Here is a 23,258-nt window from a genome sequence, read left to right on the forward strand (position 1 = left end):
GAAAATGTGATTTTATTGAAATATAAGGGGTTATAAAGGTTTTTTTGAACTTTTGAACCCCTTTTTTTGAATTTAAACAACGATTTTCACGTCTATATTTGTTGCATGAAATTCAATAAATCTAAAATAGATGCTGTGGAAATAATCCTAATAACCGTGATTATTCTGATTAGTTTAATAGCTATTTATTTTAGTTAACTAACAAAACTAAATTTTTATGACTACAAAAAAAAACAAACTACTTAAGCGTTTTGCGCTTATGTTTCTAATGTTGTTAGGAACGTATCTGCAAGCACAAGAAAAAAATGTTTCTGGTACCGTTACCTCTAGTGAGGACGGTATAAGTATACCAGGGGTTAATATTTTACTAAAAGGAACTACCACAGGAACATCTACAGATTTTGATGGTGTTTTTAATATTCAAGTTCCTGGAAAAGATGCCGTTCTTCAATTTAGCTATTTGGGCTATGTTACTAAAGAAGTAGTGGTTGGAGATAACTCAAACTTGTCTGTTGTACTTCAAGTTGACGAGAATGAGCTCGAAGAAATTGTTGTTATTGGTTATGGCACCGTTAAGAAAAGCGATGTGTCAGGCTCAGTTTCTTCAGTAAAAGCAGCAGAACTTACTGCGTATCCAACTTTAAGTGCCGAACAAGCATTACAAGGTAGAGCGGCAGGGGTTTCGGTTCAATCCAATAATGGAGGAGAGCCAGGGGCACCTATAAAAGTACGTATTCGTGGTGGTACGTCTATTAATGCAAGTAGCGATGCGCTAATTGTTGTAGACGGATTTGTTGGTGCAAGCATGCCAGCTCCAGAGGATATTGCATCTATGGAAGTATTAAAAGACGCATCGGCAACAGCCATTTATGGTTCAAGAGGATCGAATGGAGTTATTATGGTAACTACTAAAAAAGGGACGTCAACTAAGCCAACTTTGGAGTTAAATACATCCTATTCAGTACAAAATGTTAATAATACTATTGATTTATTAGACGCTAACGAATTTGCAACCTATAGAAAGGCGTATTCAGCAAATTATAACCAAGGACCAGCAAATACAGATTGGCAAGACCTTATTTATGCTACGGGAAGTATTTCAAACACACAGTTAGCATTTTCAGGTGGTTCCGAAACTTCTAAATATTACATTTCTGGAAATTACTACACACAAGATGGTGTTGTAATGAACAGTAATTTAGAACGTTTTACGGTATTGAGTAATATTGATATAGATGTTACCGATAATTTTAAAGTAGGCTTAAACGTTTTTGGTGGTCGTTCTGCTAAAGATGGTGTTAGTACCCAAGCTCAAACCGGTGGAACTGGTGGAGGAGATGTTATTTCTTCAGCCTATCGCTTTGCTCCAGATTTAGACATTTATAATGCAGACGGTACTTATACGATTAACTCTTTGGGTGATGATATCGACAACCCATATGCTTTAGCAAAAGAAAGTATCGACGAGCGTTCTGTAGATACTTATAGAACTAACTTTTATGCAGCATACGAAATTATTGAAGGCTTAGAACTTAAAACAACTTTTGGTTTTAGCTCAGTAAACACTCAAATAGGAAAATTTAAACCAACGACACTTCTTGCTGGAGCAGGTGTTGGAGGTGAGGCTACTCTAGAAAATAGAAGATCTACCAATGTGCTTTCGGAAAACTATTTAACCTATAAAAAAACTGTAGGGAATCATAATTTCACTTTGTTAGGAGGTTACTCTTATCAAAAGAATAAAAATGAAGGTTCCCTTGCAGGAGCAAGAAGTTTTGTGACTAATGAGGTATCTTATAGAAACCTTGAAGGCGGTGCAGTAACTATGCAACCTAGTTCATTTTTAGACGAAACCGAATTAATTTCTGTCTTTGGACGTGTTAATTATGAATACGCAAGCAAATACATTTTTACGTTTACAGCAAGACGCGATGGATCTTCAAATTTCAGTAAAAATAATAAATATGCGTTCTTCCCTTCTGGAGCTATTGCTTGGAATATGGGTAATGAAAATTTCTTAAAAGATAGCAATGTTATTAGCAATTGGAAATGGCGTGCCAGTTATGGAGCAACAGGAAATCCGTCAATTTCACCATACGAGACTTTAGCTAAATTTTCTTCAGTATATGGGGTTGTAGGAGATCAGCAAGTTAATTCGGTGGTTTTAACCGATTTTGCTAATGATAACCTAAAATGGGAAACCTCGAAGCAATTAGATCTTGGTGTAGACGTGGCTTTATTTAATAATAGATTAGAACTTACGTTTGATTATTACAATATTCAAACAGAAGATTTACTGTTTCCTCGTCCGCTTCCTGAATATTCAGGTGTATCCTCTCAAATTCAAAATATTGGAGAGTTGAAAAATGAAGGTTATGAGTTCTCTTTAAACTCTAGAAATATTGCAAACGAAGATTTTACATGGTCTACAGCGTTCAATTTTTCAACCAATAAAAACGAAATGGTAACATTGCCAGATGGCGACGATTTATTTATTGATTCTGCTCCTGGTCATTTCTTACAAAGACAAACACAGGTTTTGCGTGAAGGGGAGTCGGTTGGTTCTTTTTATGGATATGAATATAAAGGTGTTTATCAAGGAGGAACGCTGCCTGATGGAACCGCAACATTATCTAGTGATTCAGCACCAGGAGGTGAATTGTTCGCCGATTTAAACAATGATGGAGAAATCACTACAGCCGATAGAAAAATTATTGGCGACCCTACACCAGATTTTACGATGGGGTTAAATAATGATTTTAGATACAAAAATTTCGATATGAATTTGTTCTTTCAAGCATCTGTTGGTGGTGAAATATTAAACTACACCTTGTTAGAATTAGGTTCTGGAGTGTCAAACGCTTCTGCAGATATGGTTAATGCTTGGTCTACAACGAATACAGATACAAATATACCTAGACCCGAAGTTCGCGAAAAAAGAATTACATCTCGTTATGTGTATGACGGTAGTTATGTAAGATTGAAAAACTTGTCTTTCGGTTATAATATTCCGGGAACTGTATTAAGTAAGTTAAGTCTTGAAAAAGCTCGTATTTATATAAGTGGACAGAACTTATTAACGTTTACCGATTATCCTGGGGCAGATCCAGAGGCGAATTACAGAAACGATAATAACCAGAGAAGTAATACCAATGTAGGTTTAGATTATGGTAGCTACCCTAATGTTAAAACGTTTACTATGGGATTAAACTTAAAATTTTAATATGAAGACTATGAAAAAATATAAAATAACATTTTTTTTAGCACTACTAGCTTTTGTAGGGTGCTCAGATTTAGAAGAAAATCCAGTAGGAATATTAGCTCCAGAGTCCTTTTTTAAGACGACAGCTGATTTGCAAGCTGCTGTAAACGGAAGTTTTGCAGGCATGTCTACAGAATCGTATTGGGGTAGAAAGTTAACTTTAACCTTATTGTTAAGAGGCGATTTGGCCGATATTGGCGATCAAGGTACTTCAGGAAGAAGAAAAGAAGTAAATGGTTTTACTATGGGTGATGATAACGGTATGGTAAGTGCTTTCTGGCCACAATCTTATGCCATTATAGGTACCGCAAACCAAGCTATTTCTAACGCAGGTTTAATAAACGATGATGAAGCTAAAGTAAATGCAGTAGTGGCACAGGCATATTTTGCAAGAGCTTTTACTTACTATCATTTAGTACGTTTATTTGGAGATATTCCTTATATTGATTTTGCTGTTTCTGATGCTGCGGATATTGCAGAAATTTCTAAAACACCAGAAAATGAAGTTTATGAAGGCATTATTTCAGATTTAGAATTTGCGAAACAATGGCTGCCAGATACACAAGGGTCACGTGCTTTACCATCTAAAGCTACGGCAGCAGCTTATTTAGCTTCTGTATATTTAACAATTGCTGATTATCCTAAGGCTGCAGCCGAGGCACAGTTTGTAATAAACAATGAATCGCGTTTTGATTTGGCCTTAGAATCAGATTTTCAAGACCTCTTTAACGCCGACAAAACTGAAGGGTTAAGAGAACCATTATTTACAATTGATTATGTTGGTCAAACCAGAGTGAATAGTTATGGTCAAGATTATGTGGCGCCAGTTACAGGAATTAGAGGCGATGCTACTCATGAATACGGTGAAGGTTGGAGTGTTGCTGTACCAAGCTTAAAAGTGTATCAAAATTGGGATGGTAAAGACTATAGAAAGGCTGTAAGTTTAGATACTACTGCAACAACTAAAGGTGGGGTTGTTTATCCGTATACGCAGTTTGAAGACTATTCAGATGCTGCAGTAAATCGTCCACACATTGCAAAGTATTACCGCTATGCAGGACTTGCAGGAAACAATGGAAGGGAATCAAGCCATAATTACATTACCATGCGTTATGCTGAGGTTTTCTTAATTGCTGCCGAAGCTTTAAATGAAGTAAATGGTGGTTCATCGGAAGCAGTTGCTTATGTTAATAAACTTCGTGAAAGAGCAAGAATGGGCTCAGGATCTCTATACCCAATGGATGTTCAAGATGGTTTATCACAAGATGCCTTGAGGGAAACAATTATAAATGAAAGAGCGATTGAGTTGGCTTTTGAATTTAAACGTTGGTACGATATTAAAAGATTGAAATTAGGAAACGAAGCTTTTGGGCCAAATGGTTTAGAGCCTCAATCAAATTTTGATGCTAGTAGAGATTATTTACTGCCTTTACCTGGTCCAGAATTGGTGAGAAATCCTAATTTATTGCCGAACAATACAGGTTATTAATTTATAGTTTATTTATGTTGAAAGTTAGTTTTTTTGTTTTAGTTCTAGGGCTTACATTCTTAAATATAGGGTGTAAGTCTGAGGCTAAAACTGACAAAGAAAATATGCAGATAGAATTAAAGTCTGCTTTAGAGAGTCGATTCCAGAAATTATTGGATTACCCAGTAGGGGCTAACAATTTTCCAAGAAGTATGAGTATAAACCCTGTAACCATACAAACGGTAAATTCTAACGATTGGACAAGTGGTTTTTTTCCAGGTAATTTATGGCAATTATATAAATTAACAGGAAACACATTATATCAAGAAAAGGCTAAAACATGGACAAAATTAGTCGAAAATCAAAAGGAGAATGATAGAACCCACGATATGGGTTTTAAGGTCTATTGCAGTTTTGGTGAAGGTTTAAAGCAAAATCCTAATAATTCGTATTACAAAGATGTTATTTTAGAAAGTGCTAAAACTTTAACTACGCGATATCATGATACCGTACAATCTATAAGGTCTTGGGATTTTAATAAGGACGTATGGGATTTTCCAGTGATTATCGATAATATGATGAACTTAGAGTTATTGTTTGAAGCGACAAAACTGTCTGGAGATAGTATTTATCATCAAATAGCAGTCAAGCATGCGAATACGACTTTAAAAAATCAGTTTAGAGCAGATCAGAGTGTTTTTCATGTGGTTAATTATGATACTATTTCTGGAGCTGTAAAAACCAAAGATACCCACCAAGGATTTAATAGAAATTCGTCATGGGCACGCGGACAAGCTTGGGCTATTTATGGGTATACCATGTGCTATCGTTACACTAAAGATCCAGCTTATTTAAATCAGGCTAAAGCTACAACAGCATTCTATATGCAGCATAAAAATCTACCCAAAGATGGTGTGCCGTATTGGGATTTTAACGATCCAAAAATCCCGAATGCACCTAGAGATGCCTCGGCAGCAGCCGTAGTGACTTCAGCATTATTTGAGTTGTTTACTTTTACAAACGATACAGGATATCTAGAGTTTGCAAACAAAGTATTAAGTCATTTAAATTCTAAAGATTATATTTTGGATAGCACCGTTAAAGGACCTTTTATTTTAGATCATAGTACCGGAAATTGGCCTAAAAATGATGAAATAAATGAACCTATAGTATATGCCGATTATTATTTCTTAGAAGCCTTACTTAGGAAACAAGAATTGGATTAAAAGATAATGGCTTCGGGCTAATTAATTTGTAAAATATAAACCGCTTACATCAAATGTAAGCGGTTTATTTGTTTTAATAAGTGCTGGTAGGTATTATTCATTTGTTAAAGTCCCTTCGTACATGGCTTGATTCATATCGTTATACATGACATTTTCTTTAATGAGAATATCTATTGGTAGGTAAATCTTTTCATTAGGCGTTTTACCTTTTATTAAAAAATCGGTCATAATCCGTATAGCTTCATAACCTTGTTCAAAGGGTTTTTGTGATATTAAAAATGAAACCGCATCCTGTTTTAGGTAGGTCATGTTTTGTGGCGTATTATCGAATCCAATAATTTTAAAATTTTCATATCCACTTTCCTGAAAACAGTCTATTACCGCTGAGGTTCTACTCGAGGGAATAAATATGCCTGCCAATGCAGGTATCGTCTTCAAAATTTGGTTTAACTGTGCTTTAGTTTGGTTACTATCATTTAAACTTTCAATTTTTAAAGCCGTAATTCCAGTATTGATATGATGCTGTTTAAAATAATCATGAAAGCCTTGTATACGTTTAGCAATAGCATTATTGTCACCAATATAATCACGAGCTTGAATAATTAATATATCCGATTTAGGGGCTAAGCCCATATGCATTAACTTACCAGCAATATAACCGGAAGTATAAGAATCCTGACCGATATAAGCTAGGTTATTGAATCCTTCAATATCAATGTTTAAAAAAATATAAGGGATTTGTACGGTATCTAGTTGCTGCACAATTTTTTGGGTTTCTTCTAAAAACATAGGAGCAAAAATGACCGCTGTGGGTTGTGATTCTAATAAAACTTGAAAACTTTCAAAATAGGAGCTAGGCTGATACTGGTTAAACGTAAAGCATTGCACATGAATGCCTAAACTTTTAACATCCTCGATGGCTTTTAAAATTCCTAGATAAGGCGATTTCCAAAAGGCATCGGTATCATTGTGTTCAGGAATTAAAACCGCAATAGTATGTTTGTTTTTTAAGGCTAAGGCACTGGCTACAGGGTTTATACTGTAATTATGACGCTCTAGAATCTTTTTAACTTTGGCTTCTGTTTTTTTGGAAACACCACCACGGTTGTGCAGTACACGATCTACCGTCCCTTCAGAAACTTGAGCTTCTTGTGCAATATCCTTTATTCTAATCATGCCTATATGGGTGTTGAATTTTATTAGAAGTTACAAATTAACACAAATATTATAAATAACCCACACTTTTCGTGGGCGCACACTATTTTTTATTATATTTGCGTGGGCGCACACGAAAAAATCAATAATATTTAACAAAACATATCATGAGTAAAGTAGTTGTTTTAACAGGAGCTGGAGGTGTACTTTGTAGTACGCTAGCTAAAGCATTGGCAAAGCAAGGGCATAAAATAGCCGTATTAGATTTAAAAAAAGAAACGGCAGAGCAAGTTGCTAGCGACATTATAGCAGCGGGCGGAACAGCCATAGGCGTTGTAGCCAATGTATTAGAACGTGATTCTTTAGAGGCTGCTAAAACCGAAATTAATACGGCTTTAGGAGCTTGCGATATTTTAGTAAATGGAGCAGGAGGTAACCATCCATTAGGAACGACTTCCAATCCGTTTTTAGAAGAAGCCGATTTGCAAAATACCACAGAAGGTTTTAAAACCTTTTTCGATTTAGACCCAAAGGGCATTGAGTTTGTTTTCAATTTAAACTTTATTGGCACCTTACTACCAACGCAGGTTTTCGCTAAAGATATGGTGGGTAAAAAAGGTTGTAGCATTTTAAACATTTCGTCTATGAATGCTTTTACGCCGTTAACAAAAATACCTGCTTACAGTGGTGCGAAAGCAGCGGTTTCAAATTTTACAGAATGGCTTTCAGTACATTTTTCTAAAGTTGGCATTCGTGTAAATGCGCTTGCGCCAGGGTTTTTCTTAACCGATCAAAACCGAACATTACTTACAAATACCGATGGAAGTTTAACACAACGCGGACAACAAATTATAGACCAGACACCCATGGGACGTTATGGCGAACCAGAAGACTTAATAAGCACAACGCTGTATTTGTGCGACGATGCATCGTCGTTTGTAACGGGAGTAGTTATTCCAATCGATGGCGGATTTAGCGCTTATAGCGGTGTATAAAAAAATAATAATTTAGAAGTTATGGAACAAACATGGAGATGGTACGGACCTAAAGATCCGGTAACCTTATTAGATATTAAGCAAGCTGGTGCAACAGGAATTGTATCGGCATTACATCATATTCCTAATGGTGCAGTTTGGAATACAACAGATATTTTAGAACGAAAAGCGGTTATAGAACAGGCTGGTTTAACGTGGAGTGTAGTAGAAAGTATTCCAGTGCATGAAAGTATAAAAACAAGATCTGGCAATTTTCAAACATATATAGATAACTACAAACAAAGCATAAAGAATTTAGCAGCTTGTGGGATTGGTATTGTGTGTTATAACTTTATGCCTGTTTTAGATTGGACGCGTACCGATTTAAACTACGAAGTTCCCGATGGTTCTCGCGCTCTACGTTTTAATGCGACCGCTTTTGCTGCTTTCGAATTGTTTTTATTGCAACGTCCAGGGGCAGAAGCAACTTATACCGAAGCGCAACAAGCGGCTGCGAAAAAATATTTTGAAGGCATGACTGATGCCGACAAAACCCAGTTGGTAAACAATATTATTGCAGGGCTTCCTGGTGCCGAAGAGGGGTATACCTTAGAACAATTTCAAACCGTTTTAGATACTTATGCCCATATTGATGCCAAGGTGTTAAAGGCGAATTTAGTAGCTTTTTTAAAGGAGATTATTCCTGTAGCTTCACAAAACGAGGTGCTTATGTGTATCCACCCAGACGATCCGCCGTTTCCAATTTTAGGACTTCCACGTGTGGTAAGCACCGAGGCAGATTATGCGTATTTGTTCGAGCAAGTTCCAGACAGATCTAACGGTATTACATTTTGTACAGGGTCTTTAGGCGTTATTGCTTCCAATGATTTGGTTCAAATTTTTAAGCGTTTTGCAGACCGCGTTCATTTTATTCATTTAAGAAGTACTCAGCGTGATGCAGCAGGAAACTTTCATGAAGCCAATCATTTAGAAGGCGATGTGCCGATGGTGGATGTGGTAAAATCCATTATTTTAGAAGAACGTAACCGTAAAATAAAAGGTAAAAATGATTGGAACATCCCTATGCGTCCAGATCACGGTCACCAAATGTTAGATGATTTGAAAAAGAAAACAAATCCGGGCTATTCAGGAATTGGACGTTTAAGAGGTCTTGCTGAATTACGTGGTTTGGAATTAGGTATCTCTAAATGCATTTAAAATGAAACATATCGATTCGGAAGGATTTATAACAGATAACTTTTTGTTGAATTCTAAAGCTGCCGAGGTTTTGTACCACGAGTATGCAAAAGATATGCCTATTATTGATTACCATAATCATTTATCGGCAAAGCAAATTGCTGAAGATAATCCCATTAAAAACCTTACTGATGCTTGGTTACAAGGCGATCATTACAAATGGCGCGGTATGCGAGCAAATGGTGTTGATGAGGATTTTATTACAGGTTCAGCTTCAAAATTAGATAAGTTTAAAAAATGGGCAGAAACAGTACCTTATACTTTGAGAAACCCGTTGTTTCATTGGACACACTTAGAATTAAAACGCTATTTCGATATCGATTTGGTATTGCAATCCAGTACAGCAGAAACGATTTACCAGCAAGCCAATAAAATTTTAGAACATAAAACCCCTGCGCAACTTTTAGAGCAAATGAAAGTTGAAGTGGTTTGCACAACAGACGATCCTACAGACGATTTAGCATATCATAAACAAATTGCTAAAGCCGATTTTTTCACGAAAGTCTATCCTACATTTAGAGCTGATGCTTTGTTTTTTATTGCTGAAGATGCGTTTTTAGGATATTTGAAAAAGCTGGAAGCTGCTTCAAAAGTTTCAATAACTAATTTTTCAGAATTTATTGCTGCGATTGATTCTAGACTCAATTTCTTCAATGAAAACGGCTGCCGATTATCAGATTTTGGTGTTGGTGAAGCTTTGGTGATGGAAGATTGTACTTTAGAGGAAGCTTCAGTTATTTTCAAAAAACGATTGGATTCTAAACCTCTTTCAGCTTTAGAAATCAATAAATACAGGTCGTTTCTATTCATTTATCTAGGTAGATACTATCATAAATTAAATTGGGTTCAACAATACCACTTAGGGCCCATCAGAAATAATAACACACGGTTAGTTGAACAAGTGGGCTTAGATGCAGGTTGCGATTCGATTGGCGATTTTCCTATGGCAGAATTTATGTCGGCATTATTTAATTCCTTAAATTCAACAAACCAATTAGCGAAAACAATCACTTATAATTTAAATCCATCGCAAAACGAAGTGTTCGCAACCATGATGGGAAATTTCCAAACAGGAGGCACGCCAGGTAAAATGCAATGGGGGTCGGGTTGGTGGTTTTTAGACCAAAAAGATGGTATGGAAAAGCAATTAAATACCTTGTCTAACATGGGCTTGTTAAGTCGTTTTGTGGGCATGTTAACCGATAGTAGAAGTTTTTTATCATTCCCAAGGCACGAATATTTTAGAAGGCTATTGTGTAATGTTATTGCCGAGGATTTAAAACAGGGTTTAGTACCAAATGATATCACTTTTTTAGGAAAAATGATTCAGGATATATGTTATCATAATGCCGTAAACTATTTTAATTTTAATAACCTCCATTCAAATGATGCAAATTAAAAACAAAATTGCGTTGCTATTGCTAGTAAGCCTTTGCCTTTTATCCTGCAAAAAAGAAGACACTGTAAAAACTCTTTATTTAGGGCATACATTGCCACAAACACATCCTGTACACAAAGGGATTTTAGAGTTTAAAAAGGCCTTAGAAAAAAAATCGAATGGTACACTTAGAATTAAAATTTTCCCTGATGGCCAATTGGGGTCCGAGCGTGAAGTTTTAGAATTATTGCAAATAGGAAGTGTGGCCATCACCAAAGTAAGTGCTGCAACGCTTTCTAATTTTGTTTCAGAATATCATATTTTAGGAATACCATATTTGTTTAGAGACAAACAACATCAATTTGATGTTTTAGAAGGGCCTATTGGTAAATCGATTTTAGAGAAAGGCTCTAAGTTTTGGTTACGCGGCTTGTGTTATTATGATGCTGGAAGCCGAAGCTTTTATACTAGTAAAAAAGCCATTAGAACGCCAGAAGATTTAAAAGGGCTCAAAATTAGAGTGATGAATAATCAAATGGCTATTAATATGGTAAATGCTATGGGAGGTTCTGCAACGCCGTTGTCATACGGTGAACTTTATACAGCCATTCAGCAAGGTGTTGTAGATGGCGCAGAGAATAACCCGCCTTCATTCGTATCTTCAAACCATTATGAAATTAGTAAATATTATACATTAGATCAGCATTCAGCAGTACCAGATGTTCTCTTAATAGGAACCAAATTTTGGAATACGCTTTCAGATGAAGAAAAAGTTTGGGTACAAGCAGCAGCAGATGAATCTTCACAAGCACAAAAGAAATTCTGGAACGACTCTGTTGAAGAATCTATGAAAATAGCAAAAGAAGCAGGGGTAGAGGTAATTATTCCGGATAAATCCTTGTTTGCCGAAAAATCGAAATCGGTTATTGAAGCATTTGTAAAAGAATTTCCAGAGATGGAAACTACAGTAAATAAAATACAAAATAAGTAATTATGGATAAAGCAGAGCTTGTTTTTAATAAGGTGAATAAACTTCTGGAATGGTTTTTAATAGGCGTATTTGCCCTTTTGGTATTAGATGTGCTTTTCCAAGTATTTTCCAGGTATATTTTAGGGACTTCTTTTACATGGACTGAAGAATTTGCCCGATTTTCTCTCATTTGGATGACCATCTTAGGAGCGGCTTATTTAAATGCAAAAAGAGAACACCTGTCTATGGATTTTTTATACGGTAAATTTTCGCTAAGAAATAAACGAAAAGCATCCATTTTTATAGAGGTATGCATCTTTCTTTTTGCGGCAATCGTGATGGGCATTGGCGGTGGTAATTTGGTATATATCACCTTACGTTTAGAGCAACTTTCGGGAACTTTACGTGTACCTCTTGGATACGTTTACGCTATTCTACCTTTTAGCGGGTTGTTAATTATGTGCTTTTCGGTATATCATATTATAAAAATTTATAAAAACAAAAACGCATTATGAGTATTGAAGTTTTAAGTATTATTGTTTTGTTTGGTAGTTTTTTTATTCTTTTATTGTTAAAAGTTCCTGTGGCTTATAGTATTGGAATTTCAACTACTTTAAGCCTTTTGCTAAATATTGATAGGTTGCCAGGGTTAACAACCATAGCCCAACGTATGACGACTGGTATTGATAGTTTTGCCTTATTAGCCATACCATTTTTTATTTTGGCAGGTGAAATTATGAAACAGGGAGGCATTGCCAATAGGCTTATAAATTTTGCCAAATCTTTAGTAGCGAGTTTACCAGGTGGCCTAGCCTATGTAAATGTTTTGGCTTCCATGCTTTTTGGCGCCATTTCAGGTTCAGCTTTGGCAGCTGCTTCTGCAATAGGAAGTATCATGACTGATAGAATGGAAGATGAAGGGTATCCTAGAACCCTGAGTGCGTCTGTAAATATTACAGCATCGACAACTGGATTATTAATTCCGCCAAGTAACATTTTAATTGTTTATGCCTTGGCAAGTGGAGGTACCGCTTCTGTAGCGGCTTTATTTATTGCGGGTTATTTACCAGGAATTTTATTAGGTTTTGCCATTATGGGTTATGTGGCATTTATAGCCATTACAAGAGGTTATGCCAAAGGTAAACGGGCTACCTTAAAGGAAGTTTGGACTTATTTTAGAAAAGCTTTTTTTAGTTTGTTACTATTGGTTATCGTGGTAGGTGGTATTGTAGCTGGTGTTTTTACAGCAACCGAAGCCTCTGTAATCGCAGTTTTATACGCAGCCATTTTGGCTTTAGTTTATGGCGATATGAAAACTAAAGATTTCCCTAAAATACTGCTGTCTAGCGCAAAAACTACAGCTGTGGTTATGTTTCTAATTTGTACATCAATGGCGATGTCTTGGTTGTTTTCTTTTGAAAGTATTCCAGATATGATTAGTTCGTTTTTACTAGACCAGCTAAGTAATAAATTTGCCATCTTTTTAGCCATTAACATTATTTTACTCATTATTGGTACGTTTATGGATATGACGCCTGCCGTACTAATTTTTACGCCTATTTTTTTGCCAGTAGTTACTACTTTAGGAATGGATCCTGTGCATTTTGGTATTGTAATCGTATTAAATTTATGTATTGGTATTTGTACGCCACCAGTAGGCACATTGCTTTTTGTGGGCAGTAGTGTAGCCAAAATTTCTGTAACACAGGTGATTAAGCCTTTGTTGCCATTTTTAGCAATAATGGTTGCCGTTTTAATGCTAATATCTTATATCCCTGAAATATCTCTGTTTCTACCTAGATTATTTGGGTTGTAAATAACTCAAATTAAGGTGTGTTAGTTTTATTTGTCACAACATGAATGCCTTACGATACAATGAAACATATATTAATATCCAAAATTCATTAAATACGATTATTAGCATAAAGAAGACTATTGGTAACAGTAGTCTTCTTTGTAATTTAAATAGGTTGTCATGTCCATCAGAGCATAAAGAATGATAAATTGAAACATAATTTTTACAGGATGTAGATAAGTTTCTTTTTTAAATGGTATTAGTAAAGTAGGGGGATTGATATTTATTCGATAACCTTTTAATGTAGAAATTAATTTGACATCTATATGTATTTCAGAACTAGAGAAGGACTATTCTTGAAAATATAATATCTAATAGAGTAGAATTTAACATAAACAAAAAAACAACTACTACATAGTGAATTGGTTTTAAAGTGTTTAATCTGTTTGTGTAGCTTTAGAAAAGTAAACAAAAATCATTAAATTTATAAGTGTTTTGTTTTTTCAGGCTGTTATAAATAAAGCTTATTTATTTATTTATTTATAAATATACCTCTCTTTTATTTAAAAAAAAGGCGTAAAAACAGTTAAAATAACCAAAAGAAAGCTGTTTTTTTTAACGAATACAGTGTAATGCAGGATAGATGACACTTTGTTTCGTTTTAGTTTTACAACACTATTAATTTTAAAATAAGAATATGGATAGTCTTGTTACCACTTATAACCACGTAGATTACCTTTGGGATAATGAAAAAGCAGCCGAATTAGGCGATGACCAAGTAGCACTGTTTTTATACCGCTCTAACATCTTAGGAGCCGATTTAAGAATCACCAATTATGGTGGAGGAAACACCAGTTGTAAAACTATAGAAAAAGATCCCTTAACAGGAGATAATGTAGAAGTAATGTGGGTGAAAGGTTCTGGAGGGGACATTGGAACTTTAACACGTGCAGGCATTGCAGGTTTGTATACCGATCGTTTACGTGATTTAAAAAATGTTTATGGCGGTTTAGAGGATGAAGACCGTATGGTTGGACTTTTTAACCATTGTATTTACGATTTAGACAGTAAAGCACCATCTATTGATACGCCTTTACATGGTTTATTACCATTTGCACATATCGATCACTTACATCCCGATGCTTTAATAGCCGTTGCGGCAGCAGAGGATAGTGAAAAAGTAACCAAAGAAATTTGGGGTGATACTATGGGGTGGGTACCTTGGCAACGTCCAGGTTTCGACCTTGGTTTACAATTAGAAAAATGTTTAGCCGATAATCCTGGTATTCGTGGTATCGTTTTAGGATCTCATGGATTATTTACTTGGGGAGATACCTCTTACGACTGTTACATCAATAGCTTGGAAGTTATTGAAATGGCTTCCGAGTACATCGAAAAAAAGATCGCTGAAAAAGGATCTGTATTTGGCGGACAAAAAATAGAATCTTTACCACAAGAAGAGCGTTTAGAAAAAGGAGCACAATTAATGCCTTTGTTAAGAGGTTTATGTTCTTCGGAAAACAGAATGATTGGTCATTTTTCTGATACCGATGTTGTTTTAGAATACATAAACAGTAATGATTTAGAACGTTTGGCTCCTATGGGAACTTCATGTCCAGATCATTTCTTAAGAACAAAAATTCAACCTTTAGTGTTGACCTTAGATAAAAATGAAGATTTATCAGACTCTGAAGCTGTTCTTAAAAAATTAGAACCTGCTTTTGAAACTTACCGACAAGAATACGCCGATTACTACAACACATGTAAAAAGGACAACAGTCCAGCCATTCGTGATGCCAATCCGGTAATTATTATTTATCCAGGTGTTGGGATGTTCAGTTTTGCAAAAAACAAGCAAACCACCCGTGTAGCTAGCGAGTTTTATATCAATGCCATTAACGTAATGCGTGGGGCAGAAGCCATTTCATCATACACGTCTTTACCAAGACAAGAAGCGTTTGATATCGAGTATTGGTTATTAGAAGAAGCTAAATTACAGCGTATGCCAAAAGAGCAACCCTTATCTCGCAAAGTAGCCTTTGTTACTGGTGCAGGAGGTGGCATTGGAAAAGCCATTGCCGATAAATTAGCTGCTGAAGGTGCGAATGTCGTTCTTACCGATATTAATGAAGATAGTCTTGCAGAAGCACTAGCAACCTATAAACGCGATGTTGCTGCAACGGCAGTTTGCGATGTTACCAACACCGATTCTATTGCTTCAGCTTACAAAAAAGCATGTATTGAATTTGGAGGTGTAGATATTGTGGTGCACAGTGCAGGATTAGCTATTTCTAAGCCTTTAGAAGAAACAACGGATAAAGATTGGGATATTTTACAAAACATCTTAGTAAAAGGACAATTTAACCTAGCGAAGTTTTCAACCGAAATCATGAGAAAACAAAACTTAGGTGGCGATTATATTTCAATAGCTAGTAAAAACGGATTGGTTGCGGGACCAAACAATGTGGCTTACGGTACTGCAAAAGCAGCGCAACAACACATGGTACGTTTATTAGCTGCCGAATTAGCCAAAGATAAAATTAGAGTAAACACCGTAAACCCAGATGGTGTTATTGTAGGAAGTAAAATTTGGGAAGGTGCTTGGGCAGAAGGACGCGCAAAAGCAAACGGTATTACTGTTGAAGAATTGCCAGCATTTTACGCCAAAAGAAATTTATTAAACGAAATTATTACTCCAGACGATATTGCCAATGGCGTATTTGCTCTTGTTGGGGTTTTAGATAAATCAACCGGAAACATTATTAATGTAGATGGCGGTATGGCTAATGCGTTTGTGCGTTAGACTCTTTATAGTATGTATTTAATTAATTATGGTTTTTAAAAGTTAATTAAATAGGAATTAGATTGTTATAAATGCCTTCCATTGGGAACCCAATGGAAGGTGTTATTAAAAATATTAGGAATTATGAAATTACAAGAATCTCAAATATCAGATTTTAATAAAAAAGGAAGCGAAGAACATCAAAATCAATTTGATTTTTTAGCGAATACCTTAGATAAATCTGGTGTAAATACTAAAAATGTTATTAATGCACTGGCAAAGTTTCAAGTGGCTATTCCTAGTTGGGCTTTGGGTGCTGGTGGAACGCGTTTCGGACGCTTTTCATTTTATGGCGAACCTTCGAATTTAACTCAGAAGTTAGATGATGTTGGACTTTTACACAGTTTAACACAAACAGCAGGAGCGGTGTCGTTACATATTCCTTGGGATATTCCTGAAGATTATAATGCGATTAAAGAACAAGCAAATAGCTTAAATTTAAAGTTCGATGCTGTAAATTCTAACACTTTTCAAGATCAAAAAAATGCTAAGGAAAGTTATAAGTATGGCTCTTTAAGCAACACCAGTCAAGCAGTTCGCGAGCAAGCCATTGCCCATAACCAAGAGGTTATAAAAATAGGCGAAAAATTAGGTTCAAAAAGTTTAACCGTTTGGTTAGCCGATGGTTCAAATTTCCCTGGTCAAAATAATTTTCAAACGGCACTTTCAAATACTGAGAACAGTTTAAAAGCAATTTATAAAACACTTCCAGACGACTGGAAACTGTTTATTGAGTATAAACCTTACGAGCCTAACTTTTACAGCACCGTCATTCAAGATTGGGGTACTTCTTTTATGTTAGCCAATGCTTGTGGTGATAAAGCGTATACGCTGGTAGATTTAGGGCATCACTTACCAAATACAAACATCGAACAGATTGTATCAACCTTAATGCTAAAAGGTAAATTAGGCGGATTCCATTTTAACGATAGTAAGTATGGTGATGATGATGTTACTGTTGGAAGTATAAAACCATATGCCTTATTCTTAATTTTTAACGAATTGGTTTATGGCATGCAAAACAATCCACAGAACCCAGATTTATCTTGGATGATTGATGCGAGTCATAACATTAAAGATCCTTTAGAAGATTTAATACAATCTTTAGAAGCCATTCAAGAAGCCTATGCAAAAGCCTTATTGGTAGATCAAAACTTATTAAAAGAAGCGCAATCGGCAAACGATGTTGTAGCATGTCAAGAAATTTTACAAAAGGCATACCGTACCGATGTACGTCCGTTATTAGCACAAGCAAGACTGCAATCGGGAGGCGCTTTAAATCCGTTAGCGCTTTATCGCGAACTTCAAATTAGAGCGACTTTAATTCAAGAACGCGGAAAACACAGCATGGCTTCCGGATTATAATTAACGCTTAGATTGATGAAAAAAAAAGTAACAGCAGTATTTGATATTGGTAAAACGAACAAGAAATTCTTCCTGTTCGACAAAGATTTTAAAGAGGTACACAAGGAATACATATCTTTTGATGAAATTACAGATGAAGATGGGCACCCTACAGAAAACCTTCCGGCATTGCATGATTGGTTAAAAGGGGTTTTTAATCGTATTCTTAAAGCGAAGGAATTCGAGGTGAAAGCTATTAATTTTTCTACCTATGGAGCGAGTTTGGTTCATATCGACGAAAATGGCAATCCTTTAACACCACTTTACAATTATACAAAACCGCTTCCAGAACATATTGTTACTTCTTTTTTTGATACTTATGGGCCTAGAGAAGCCTTTCTTAAAACGACAGGTTGTTCAGACTTAAGTATGTTAAACTCAGGTTTACAGCTGTATTGGCTGAAAAAAGAACAGCCTGAGGTTTATAAAAAAATAAAATACACCCTGCATTTACCACAATATCTAAGTTATATTTTTACAGGAATTCCTTTAAGTGAATACACCAGTATTGGTTGCCACACAGCACTTTGGGACTATGCGCAAAAGGATTATCACAGTTGGGTGTACAGCGAAGGGTTTAATAAAATATTACCACCAATCGTATCAACAGAAACTAGTGTTAATATGAATTACAACGGCAAGCGTATTAAGATTGGCGTTGGTATTCACGATAGTTCTGCAGCACTTCTACCTTATGTAAGAAGTATTAAAAAGAAATTTGTATTAGTATCTACAGGAACGTGGAGCATTGTTTTTAATCCGTTTACAGAGCAAGCTATTGCTTCGGAAGTAGAAGGTAATGAAGCCATTAATTACATGCGAATTAATGGAAAGCCTGTAAAAGCTACACGATTATTTTTAGGTAATGAATATAAATTACAAGTAAAGAAATTAGATGACGCTTTTGGCGTTGCCGATGATTATCACCGCCATGTTAAGTTTGATTACGAGTTGTATTCAAAAATTACAGACAATTTTAAACATTGTTTTAAATGGGAAAGTATTGATGATGAAACCATGGCTGAAAAAACCAATATGGAATTTGAAAATTACGAACATGCGTATCATCAATTAATGACCGAGCTGGTATTACTTCAAATAAAAAGTATTCAGAAAGCCATCGGTACCGATGCGATTTCAAGAATTTATGTGGATGGCGGATTTAGTGATAACGACGTGTATATAAAATTGCTAGCGCATGAATTTAGACATATGAAGTTGCGTACCACCGATTCCTCTTTAGGCTCTGCATTGGGGGCTGCTATTGCTATTTCTGATGCTAAATTAAATTCAAAATTTCTAAAAAAGAATTACGCTCTTAAAAAGCATGTGCCTTTTATAGTGAGTTAATTATTAGGATATATTTAATATTCAACTTAAAAAAATGACTAGAAAAACTAAATTAATTCATCCAAGAGATCAAATTACTACCATTATAAGTAGAATTTACAAACGCGGAATGACCACAACTTCTGGTGGTAATATTTCTATAATTGATGAAAATGGTGATATTTGGGTAACCCCTTCAGCGATTGATAAAGGCTCATTAAGAGCATCGGATATTATTTGTGTTAAAAAAGATGGTACTATAATAGGTAAACATAAACCATCTTCAGAATTTCCATTTCATAAAGCCATTTATGAAGCGCGTCCAGATATAAAATCTGTTATTCATGCCCATCCTCCTGCCTTAGTGTCGTTCAGTATTGTGCGTCAAATACCAAATACGAATATCATTTCTCAAGCTAAACATATATGTGGTCCTATAGGCTATGCAGAATATCGATTACCTGGGAGTGAAGATTTAGGAGATGTGATTGCCGAAGAATTTAAAAAAGGATTTAAGGCCATCATTATGGAAAATCATGGTACCGTTTTAGGAGGAAGTGATTTAACGGATGCCTTTGAACGTTTTGAAGCTTTAGAATTTTGTGCACGCACTATTTTGTATGGTTCTCAAATTGGAAAACCGCATTATTTAACTGATGGGCAAATTGATGAATTTGAAGCTCAAGCTACAGGCGTTTTACCAGAAATGGAGATCACCGAGTATCCTGCAGATGAAGTTGAGAAACGCCTAGAAATTTGTCAAATCGTACAACGTTCTTGTCAGCAGGGATTAATGATAAGTTCTTACGGAACGGTTTCCATGCGATGGAATGATAACGATTTTCTTATAACACCAACAGGAATAAATCGATGGGATTTAGATTTAGATGATATTGTACAAATAAAAGATGGTAAGCGTGAAGCTAGTAAAAAACCGAGTAGAGCTGCTTGGATTCATCAGGAGATTTACAACCGTAACCCCGATGTAAACTCTATTATAATGACACAATCTCCGTATTTAATGGCCTTTGGAGTAACAAAAAGCTTTTTAAATGTGCGTACCATACCTGAAAGTTGGATCTTTTTACAAGATATAAGCATGGTGAAATATGGCGATCATTTTAGGGAAAATAACAATACTGAAATCGTTGATAATTGCGCTACTGCAGTTATTATTGAAAACGATTCTGTGATTATTACAGGTGACAAATTGCTTCAAACTTTCGATTATTTGGAGGTTGCCGAATTTAGTGCAAAATCTATAGTTTTAGGAAATTCGCTTGGCGAAATGGTTCCTATTAACGATGATCAGGTTGAAGATTTACGAAAAAAGTTTTTATCATAAAAAAAGAAAATTATGGCCATGAAGTTCGATACCCGTTACCCTTCAATTGATGATTTAAGGGCTAGGGCACAAAAAAAAATACCAAAATTTGCTTTTGAATATTTAGATGGAGGATGTAATGAAGATGTTAATCTAATACGAAATACGTCTGAGTTAAGAGATGTACAACTTAAGCCAAATTATTTAAGGGCACATAAAGGGTCGTCATTAAAAACAAATTTATTCGGGATAGAATATGATGCCCCTTTCGGGATTGCTCCAGTTGGTTTACAAGGACTAATATGGCCAAATTCTCCAGAGATTTTAGCCAAAGCCGCATTCGAGCATAATATTCCTTTTATATTAAGTACTGTAACAACTACAAGTATTGAGCGTGCAAGCGAATTAACCGAAGGGAAAGCTTGGTTTCAATTGTATCATCCAACCGAAGATAAGTTGAGAGACGATATAATTAAACGCGCTGAAGCAGCAGAATGTCCTGTGTTGGTAATCCTTTGCGACGTGCCTACATTCGGTTTTAGACCAAGAGATATAAGAAACGGTTTGGCTATGCCGCCAAAAATGAATCTAACAAATATTTTACAAGCATTTGGGCGACCAGATTGGAGTTTGCAAACCCTAAAACATGGAATTCCAAATTTTGAGGTTTTAAAGCCTTATATGCCTAAAGGATTAGATTTAACCCAGTTGGGGAAGTTTATGGATGACACTTTTAGTGGCCGATTAAATGAAGAAAAAATTAAACCTATTCGCGATATGTGGAAAGGGAAGTTAGTGATTAAGGGTGTTGCGAGTCATGAAGATGCCGAAGAGGCTATTCGTTTAGGCTTAGATGGTATTATTGTGTCCAATCATGGTGGGCGTCAATTAGATGCAGGAGAATCTACAATAAAGCCATTATCTACAATTGCCGAAAAATATGGCGATCAAATTGAAGTGATGATGGATAGTGGTATTCGTTCAGGACCCGATGTTGCACGTGCCATGGCTAGTGGTGCTAAATTCACTTTTATGGGACGTTCATTTATGTATGGCGTTTCAGCCCTTGGAAATGCAGGTGGAAATCATACAATTTCTTTATTGAAAACAGAATTACAACAAGTTATGGATCAGCTTTGTTGTGAAACGACACGCGATTTTCCAAACCACTTAGTTAAATAATAGAATTCAATAAAGCTTATCAAATTTTTCAAATGAAACATTATAAACAATATATAAACGGACAGTTCGTAGATTCAAAAGCCACTGGTGTGATCGAAATTTTAAACCCCTGTACCGAAGAAATCATAAGTACTATTTCTACAGGAACTATTGAAGATGCTAATCATGCCTTAGAAGCCGCCCAAGCAGCACAACCAGCCTGGGAAGCTTTACCAGCGATTCAAAGAGCAGCTTTTTTACATAAAATGGCCGATGTTATTAGAGAAAATAGAGTGTTTTTAGCTGAAACTTTGTCGAAGGAACAAGCTAAGGTCATTGGCTTAGCACAAGTAGAAATTGATGTTACGGCCGATTATTTCGATTATAACGCAGGATGGGCCAGACGCATTGAGGGAGAAATTATTCAAAGCGATCGCGCTAAAGAACATATTTACCTTCATAAAGTGCCAATTGGAGTTGCTGTTGGTATTTGCCCATGGAATTTTCCGTTTTTCGTAATGGCTAGAAAAGTGGCCGCTTCACTTGTAACAGGAAATACATGTGTTATAAAACCAAGTTCTGAAGCACCAAATACTATTATGGAATTTGCTGAGTTAATTCAGAAAATTGAATTGCCTGCAGGAGTTTTAAATTTTGTTTGTGGGGCAGGACGAACCGTAGGGAACGCGCTTTCAAAAAGCCCTATAACAGGTATTATTAGTTTAACAGGAAGTGTTTCTGCAGGTCAACAAATTATTGCAGCTGCAGCCGAAAATATCACGAAAGTTTCTTTAGAATTAGGCGGAAAGGCGCCTGCTATTGTTTGTGCTGATGCGAATTTAGAATTAGCAGTAAATGCTGTTGTGGCTTCAAAAGTGATTTTTAGCGGACAAGTTTGTAATTGTGCAGAACGTGTTTATGTAGAAGACAGTATCTACGATGAATTTGTGGAAAAACTAACGAAGAAAATGAGCGAGGTTACCGTTGAAGATGCGTTAACTGGAGTGAATGCCGATATGAGTAGTTTAGTTTCTAAATCTCAAGTAGATAAAATTTCAGAGATGGTTGAATTTGCCAAAAAGGAAGGTGCCGAAGTTTTAGTAGGAGGTAAGCGTCCGGAAGAATTTAGTAAAGGGTATTTCTATGAGCCTACACTTTTAACAAATTGTACTCAGGACATGCAAGTTATTCAAGAAGAAGTTTTTGGACCTGTTTTACCAGTATTGAAATTCAACACATTAGATGAAGCCATAGCGCTGGCTAACGATTGTCAATATGGTTTAACATCATCAATATTTTCAGAAAATTATAACAACATCATGCATGCTACTAATAGCTTGCAATTTGGTGAAACTTATGTAAATAGAGAACATTTTGAAGCCATTCAAGGCTTCCATGCAGGATGGAAAAAATCTGGAATTGGCGGCGCAGATGGAAAGCATGGTATGGAAGAATATTTGCATACACGAGTGGTTTATGCAAAGTATTACTAATTAAGGGATTATAAATAAAATCAGTTACTTATGTAGCTGAGTTTTTTGTTAAAATACATGATTACATCACAATACAGGACAGAAAACAAATAGTTCGCATTTATTTTCGTAACACTAATAGTCAAAGCTTTATAATTAAGGTGCTTAATTTGATAGGCTGTGTTTAACCCTCACATGCTAATTTTTGGCTAATAAATGAAAAAAAGAGAACTTTAATAAA

General features: G+C 35.7%; 16 protein-coding genes. 15 read left to right on the top strand and 1 reads right to left on the bottom strand.

What is annotated here, in order from left to right; all coding sequences use genetic code 11:
- Positions 1-217: 217 nt before the first annotated feature.
- The 3 genes from C1A40_RS13155 to C1A40_RS13165 all read left to right on the top strand — a co-directional run bounded on the left by C1A40_RS13155 (position 218) and on the right by C1A40_RS13165 (position 5,956).
- Entirely contained in the window at positions 218-3,223 is a 3,006-nt protein-coding gene (locus C1A40_RS13155; protein WP_102996288.1) for a SusC/RagA family TonB-linked outer membrane protein, read from the top strand.
- A gap of 10 nt (positions 3,224-3,233) precedes the next feature.
- Positions 3,234-4,751, top strand: coding sequence for a RagB/SusD family nutrient uptake outer membrane protein (locus C1A40_RS13160; RefSeq protein WP_102996289.1), 1,518 nt, complete (start codon positions 3,234-3,236; stop codon positions 4,749-4,751).
- Positions 4,752-4,855: 104 nt separating this feature from the next.
- Entirely contained in the window at positions 4,856-5,956 is a 1,101-nt protein-coding gene (locus C1A40_RS13165; protein ID WP_241910421.1) for a glycoside hydrolase family 88 protein, read from the top strand.
- A 93-nt stretch (positions 5,957-6,049) separates the two neighbouring features.
- Here C1A40_RS13165 and C1A40_RS13170 read toward each other — a convergent pair whose 3' ends face one another.
- The gene (locus C1A40_RS13170; protein ID WP_102996291.1) at positions 6,050-7,132 is read right to left on the bottom strand and encodes a LacI family DNA-binding transcriptional regulator; all 1,083 of its coding nucleotides are present in this window, start codon (positions 7,130-7,132) and stop codon (positions 6,050-6,052) included.
- A 146-nt stretch (positions 7,133-7,278) separates the two neighbouring features.
- Between C1A40_RS13170 and C1A40_RS13175 the strand changes: the two genes are divergently transcribed.
- The 12 genes from C1A40_RS13175 (at position 7,279) to aldA (ending at position 23,038) form a co-directional block, all read left to right on the top strand.
- Positions 7,279-8,106 carry an SDR family oxidoreductase gene (locus tag C1A40_RS13175; RefSeq protein WP_102996292.1) on the top strand — a complete coding sequence of 276 codons (828 nt, stop codon included), beginning with the start codon at positions 7,279-7,281 and terminating at the stop codon, positions 8,104-8,106.
- A gap of 21 nt (positions 8,107-8,127) precedes the next feature.
- Positions 8,128-9,303 carry a mannonate dehydratase gene (gene uxuA, locus C1A40_RS13180; RefSeq protein ID WP_102996293.1) on the top strand — a complete coding sequence of 392 codons (1,176 nt, stop codon included), beginning with the start codon at positions 8,128-8,130 and terminating at the stop codon, positions 9,301-9,303.
- Position 9,304: 1 nt separating this feature from the next.
- Positions 9,305-10,741 (top strand): glucuronate isomerase, encoded by a 1,437-nt coding sequence (gene uxaC, locus C1A40_RS13185; RefSeq protein ID WP_102996294.1) that lies wholly within the window; start codon positions 9,305-9,307, stop codon positions 10,739-10,741.
- A complete protein-coding gene (locus tag C1A40_RS13190; RefSeq protein ID WP_102996295.1) occupies positions 10,728-11,711 on the top strand; it encodes a TRAP transporter substrate-binding protein in 984 nt (327 codons plus the stop codon). Before uxaC ends, C1A40_RS13190 begins: the two co-directional genes overlap by 14 nt.
- A gap of 2 nt (positions 11,712-11,713) precedes the next feature.
- A complete protein-coding gene (locus C1A40_RS13195) occupies positions 11,714-12,205 on the top strand; it encodes a TRAP transporter small permease (RefSeq protein WP_102996296.1) in 492 nt (163 codons plus the stop codon).
- Entirely contained in the window at positions 12,202-13,506 is a 1,305-nt protein-coding gene (locus tag C1A40_RS13200; protein WP_199287709.1) for a TRAP transporter large permease, read from the top strand. The genes C1A40_RS13195 and C1A40_RS13200 overlap by 4 nt, the downstream gene beginning before the upstream one ends.
- Before the next feature lie 676 nt (positions 13,507-14,182).
- Positions 14,183-16,288, top strand: coding sequence for a bifunctional aldolase/short-chain dehydrogenase (locus C1A40_RS13205; protein ID WP_102996297.1), 2,106 nt, complete (start codon positions 14,183-14,185; stop codon positions 16,286-16,288).
- Positions 16,289-16,411: 123 nt separating this feature from the next.
- Positions 16,412-17,692: a sugar isomerase gene (locus C1A40_RS13210; RefSeq protein WP_102997218.1), complete on the top strand. Its 1,281-nt coding sequence runs from the start codon at positions 16,412-16,414 to the stop codon at positions 17,690-17,692.
- A 15-nt stretch (positions 17,693-17,707) separates the two neighbouring features.
- A complete protein-coding gene (locus tag C1A40_RS13215; protein ID WP_102996298.1) occupies positions 17,708-19,081 on the top strand; it encodes an FGGY-family carbohydrate kinase in 1,374 nt (457 codons plus the stop codon).
- Positions 19,082-19,115: 34 nt separating this feature from the next.
- The gene (locus C1A40_RS13220; RefSeq protein ID WP_102996299.1) at positions 19,116-20,405 is read left to right on the top strand and encodes a class II aldolase/adducin family protein; all 1,290 of its coding nucleotides are present in this window, start codon (positions 19,116-19,118) and stop codon (positions 20,403-20,405) included.
- A 12-nt stretch (positions 20,406-20,417) separates the two neighbouring features.
- Entirely contained in the window at positions 20,418-21,566 is a 1,149-nt protein-coding gene (locus tag C1A40_RS13225) for an alpha-hydroxy acid oxidase (RefSeq protein WP_102996300.1), read from the top strand.
- 32 nt (positions 21,567-21,598) lie between these two features.
- The gene (gene aldA / locus C1A40_RS13230) at positions 21,599-23,038 is read left to right on the top strand and encodes an aldehyde dehydrogenase (RefSeq protein ID WP_102996301.1); all 1,440 of its coding nucleotides are present in this window, start codon (positions 21,599-21,601) and stop codon (positions 23,036-23,038) included.
- Positions 23,039-23,258: the final 220 nt, after the last annotated feature.

It is taken from the genome of Tamlana carrageenivorans (assembly GCF_002893765.1).
Lineage (GTDB): Bacteria > Bacteroidota > Bacteroidia > Flavobacteriales > Flavobacteriaceae > Pseudotamlana > Pseudotamlana carrageenivorans.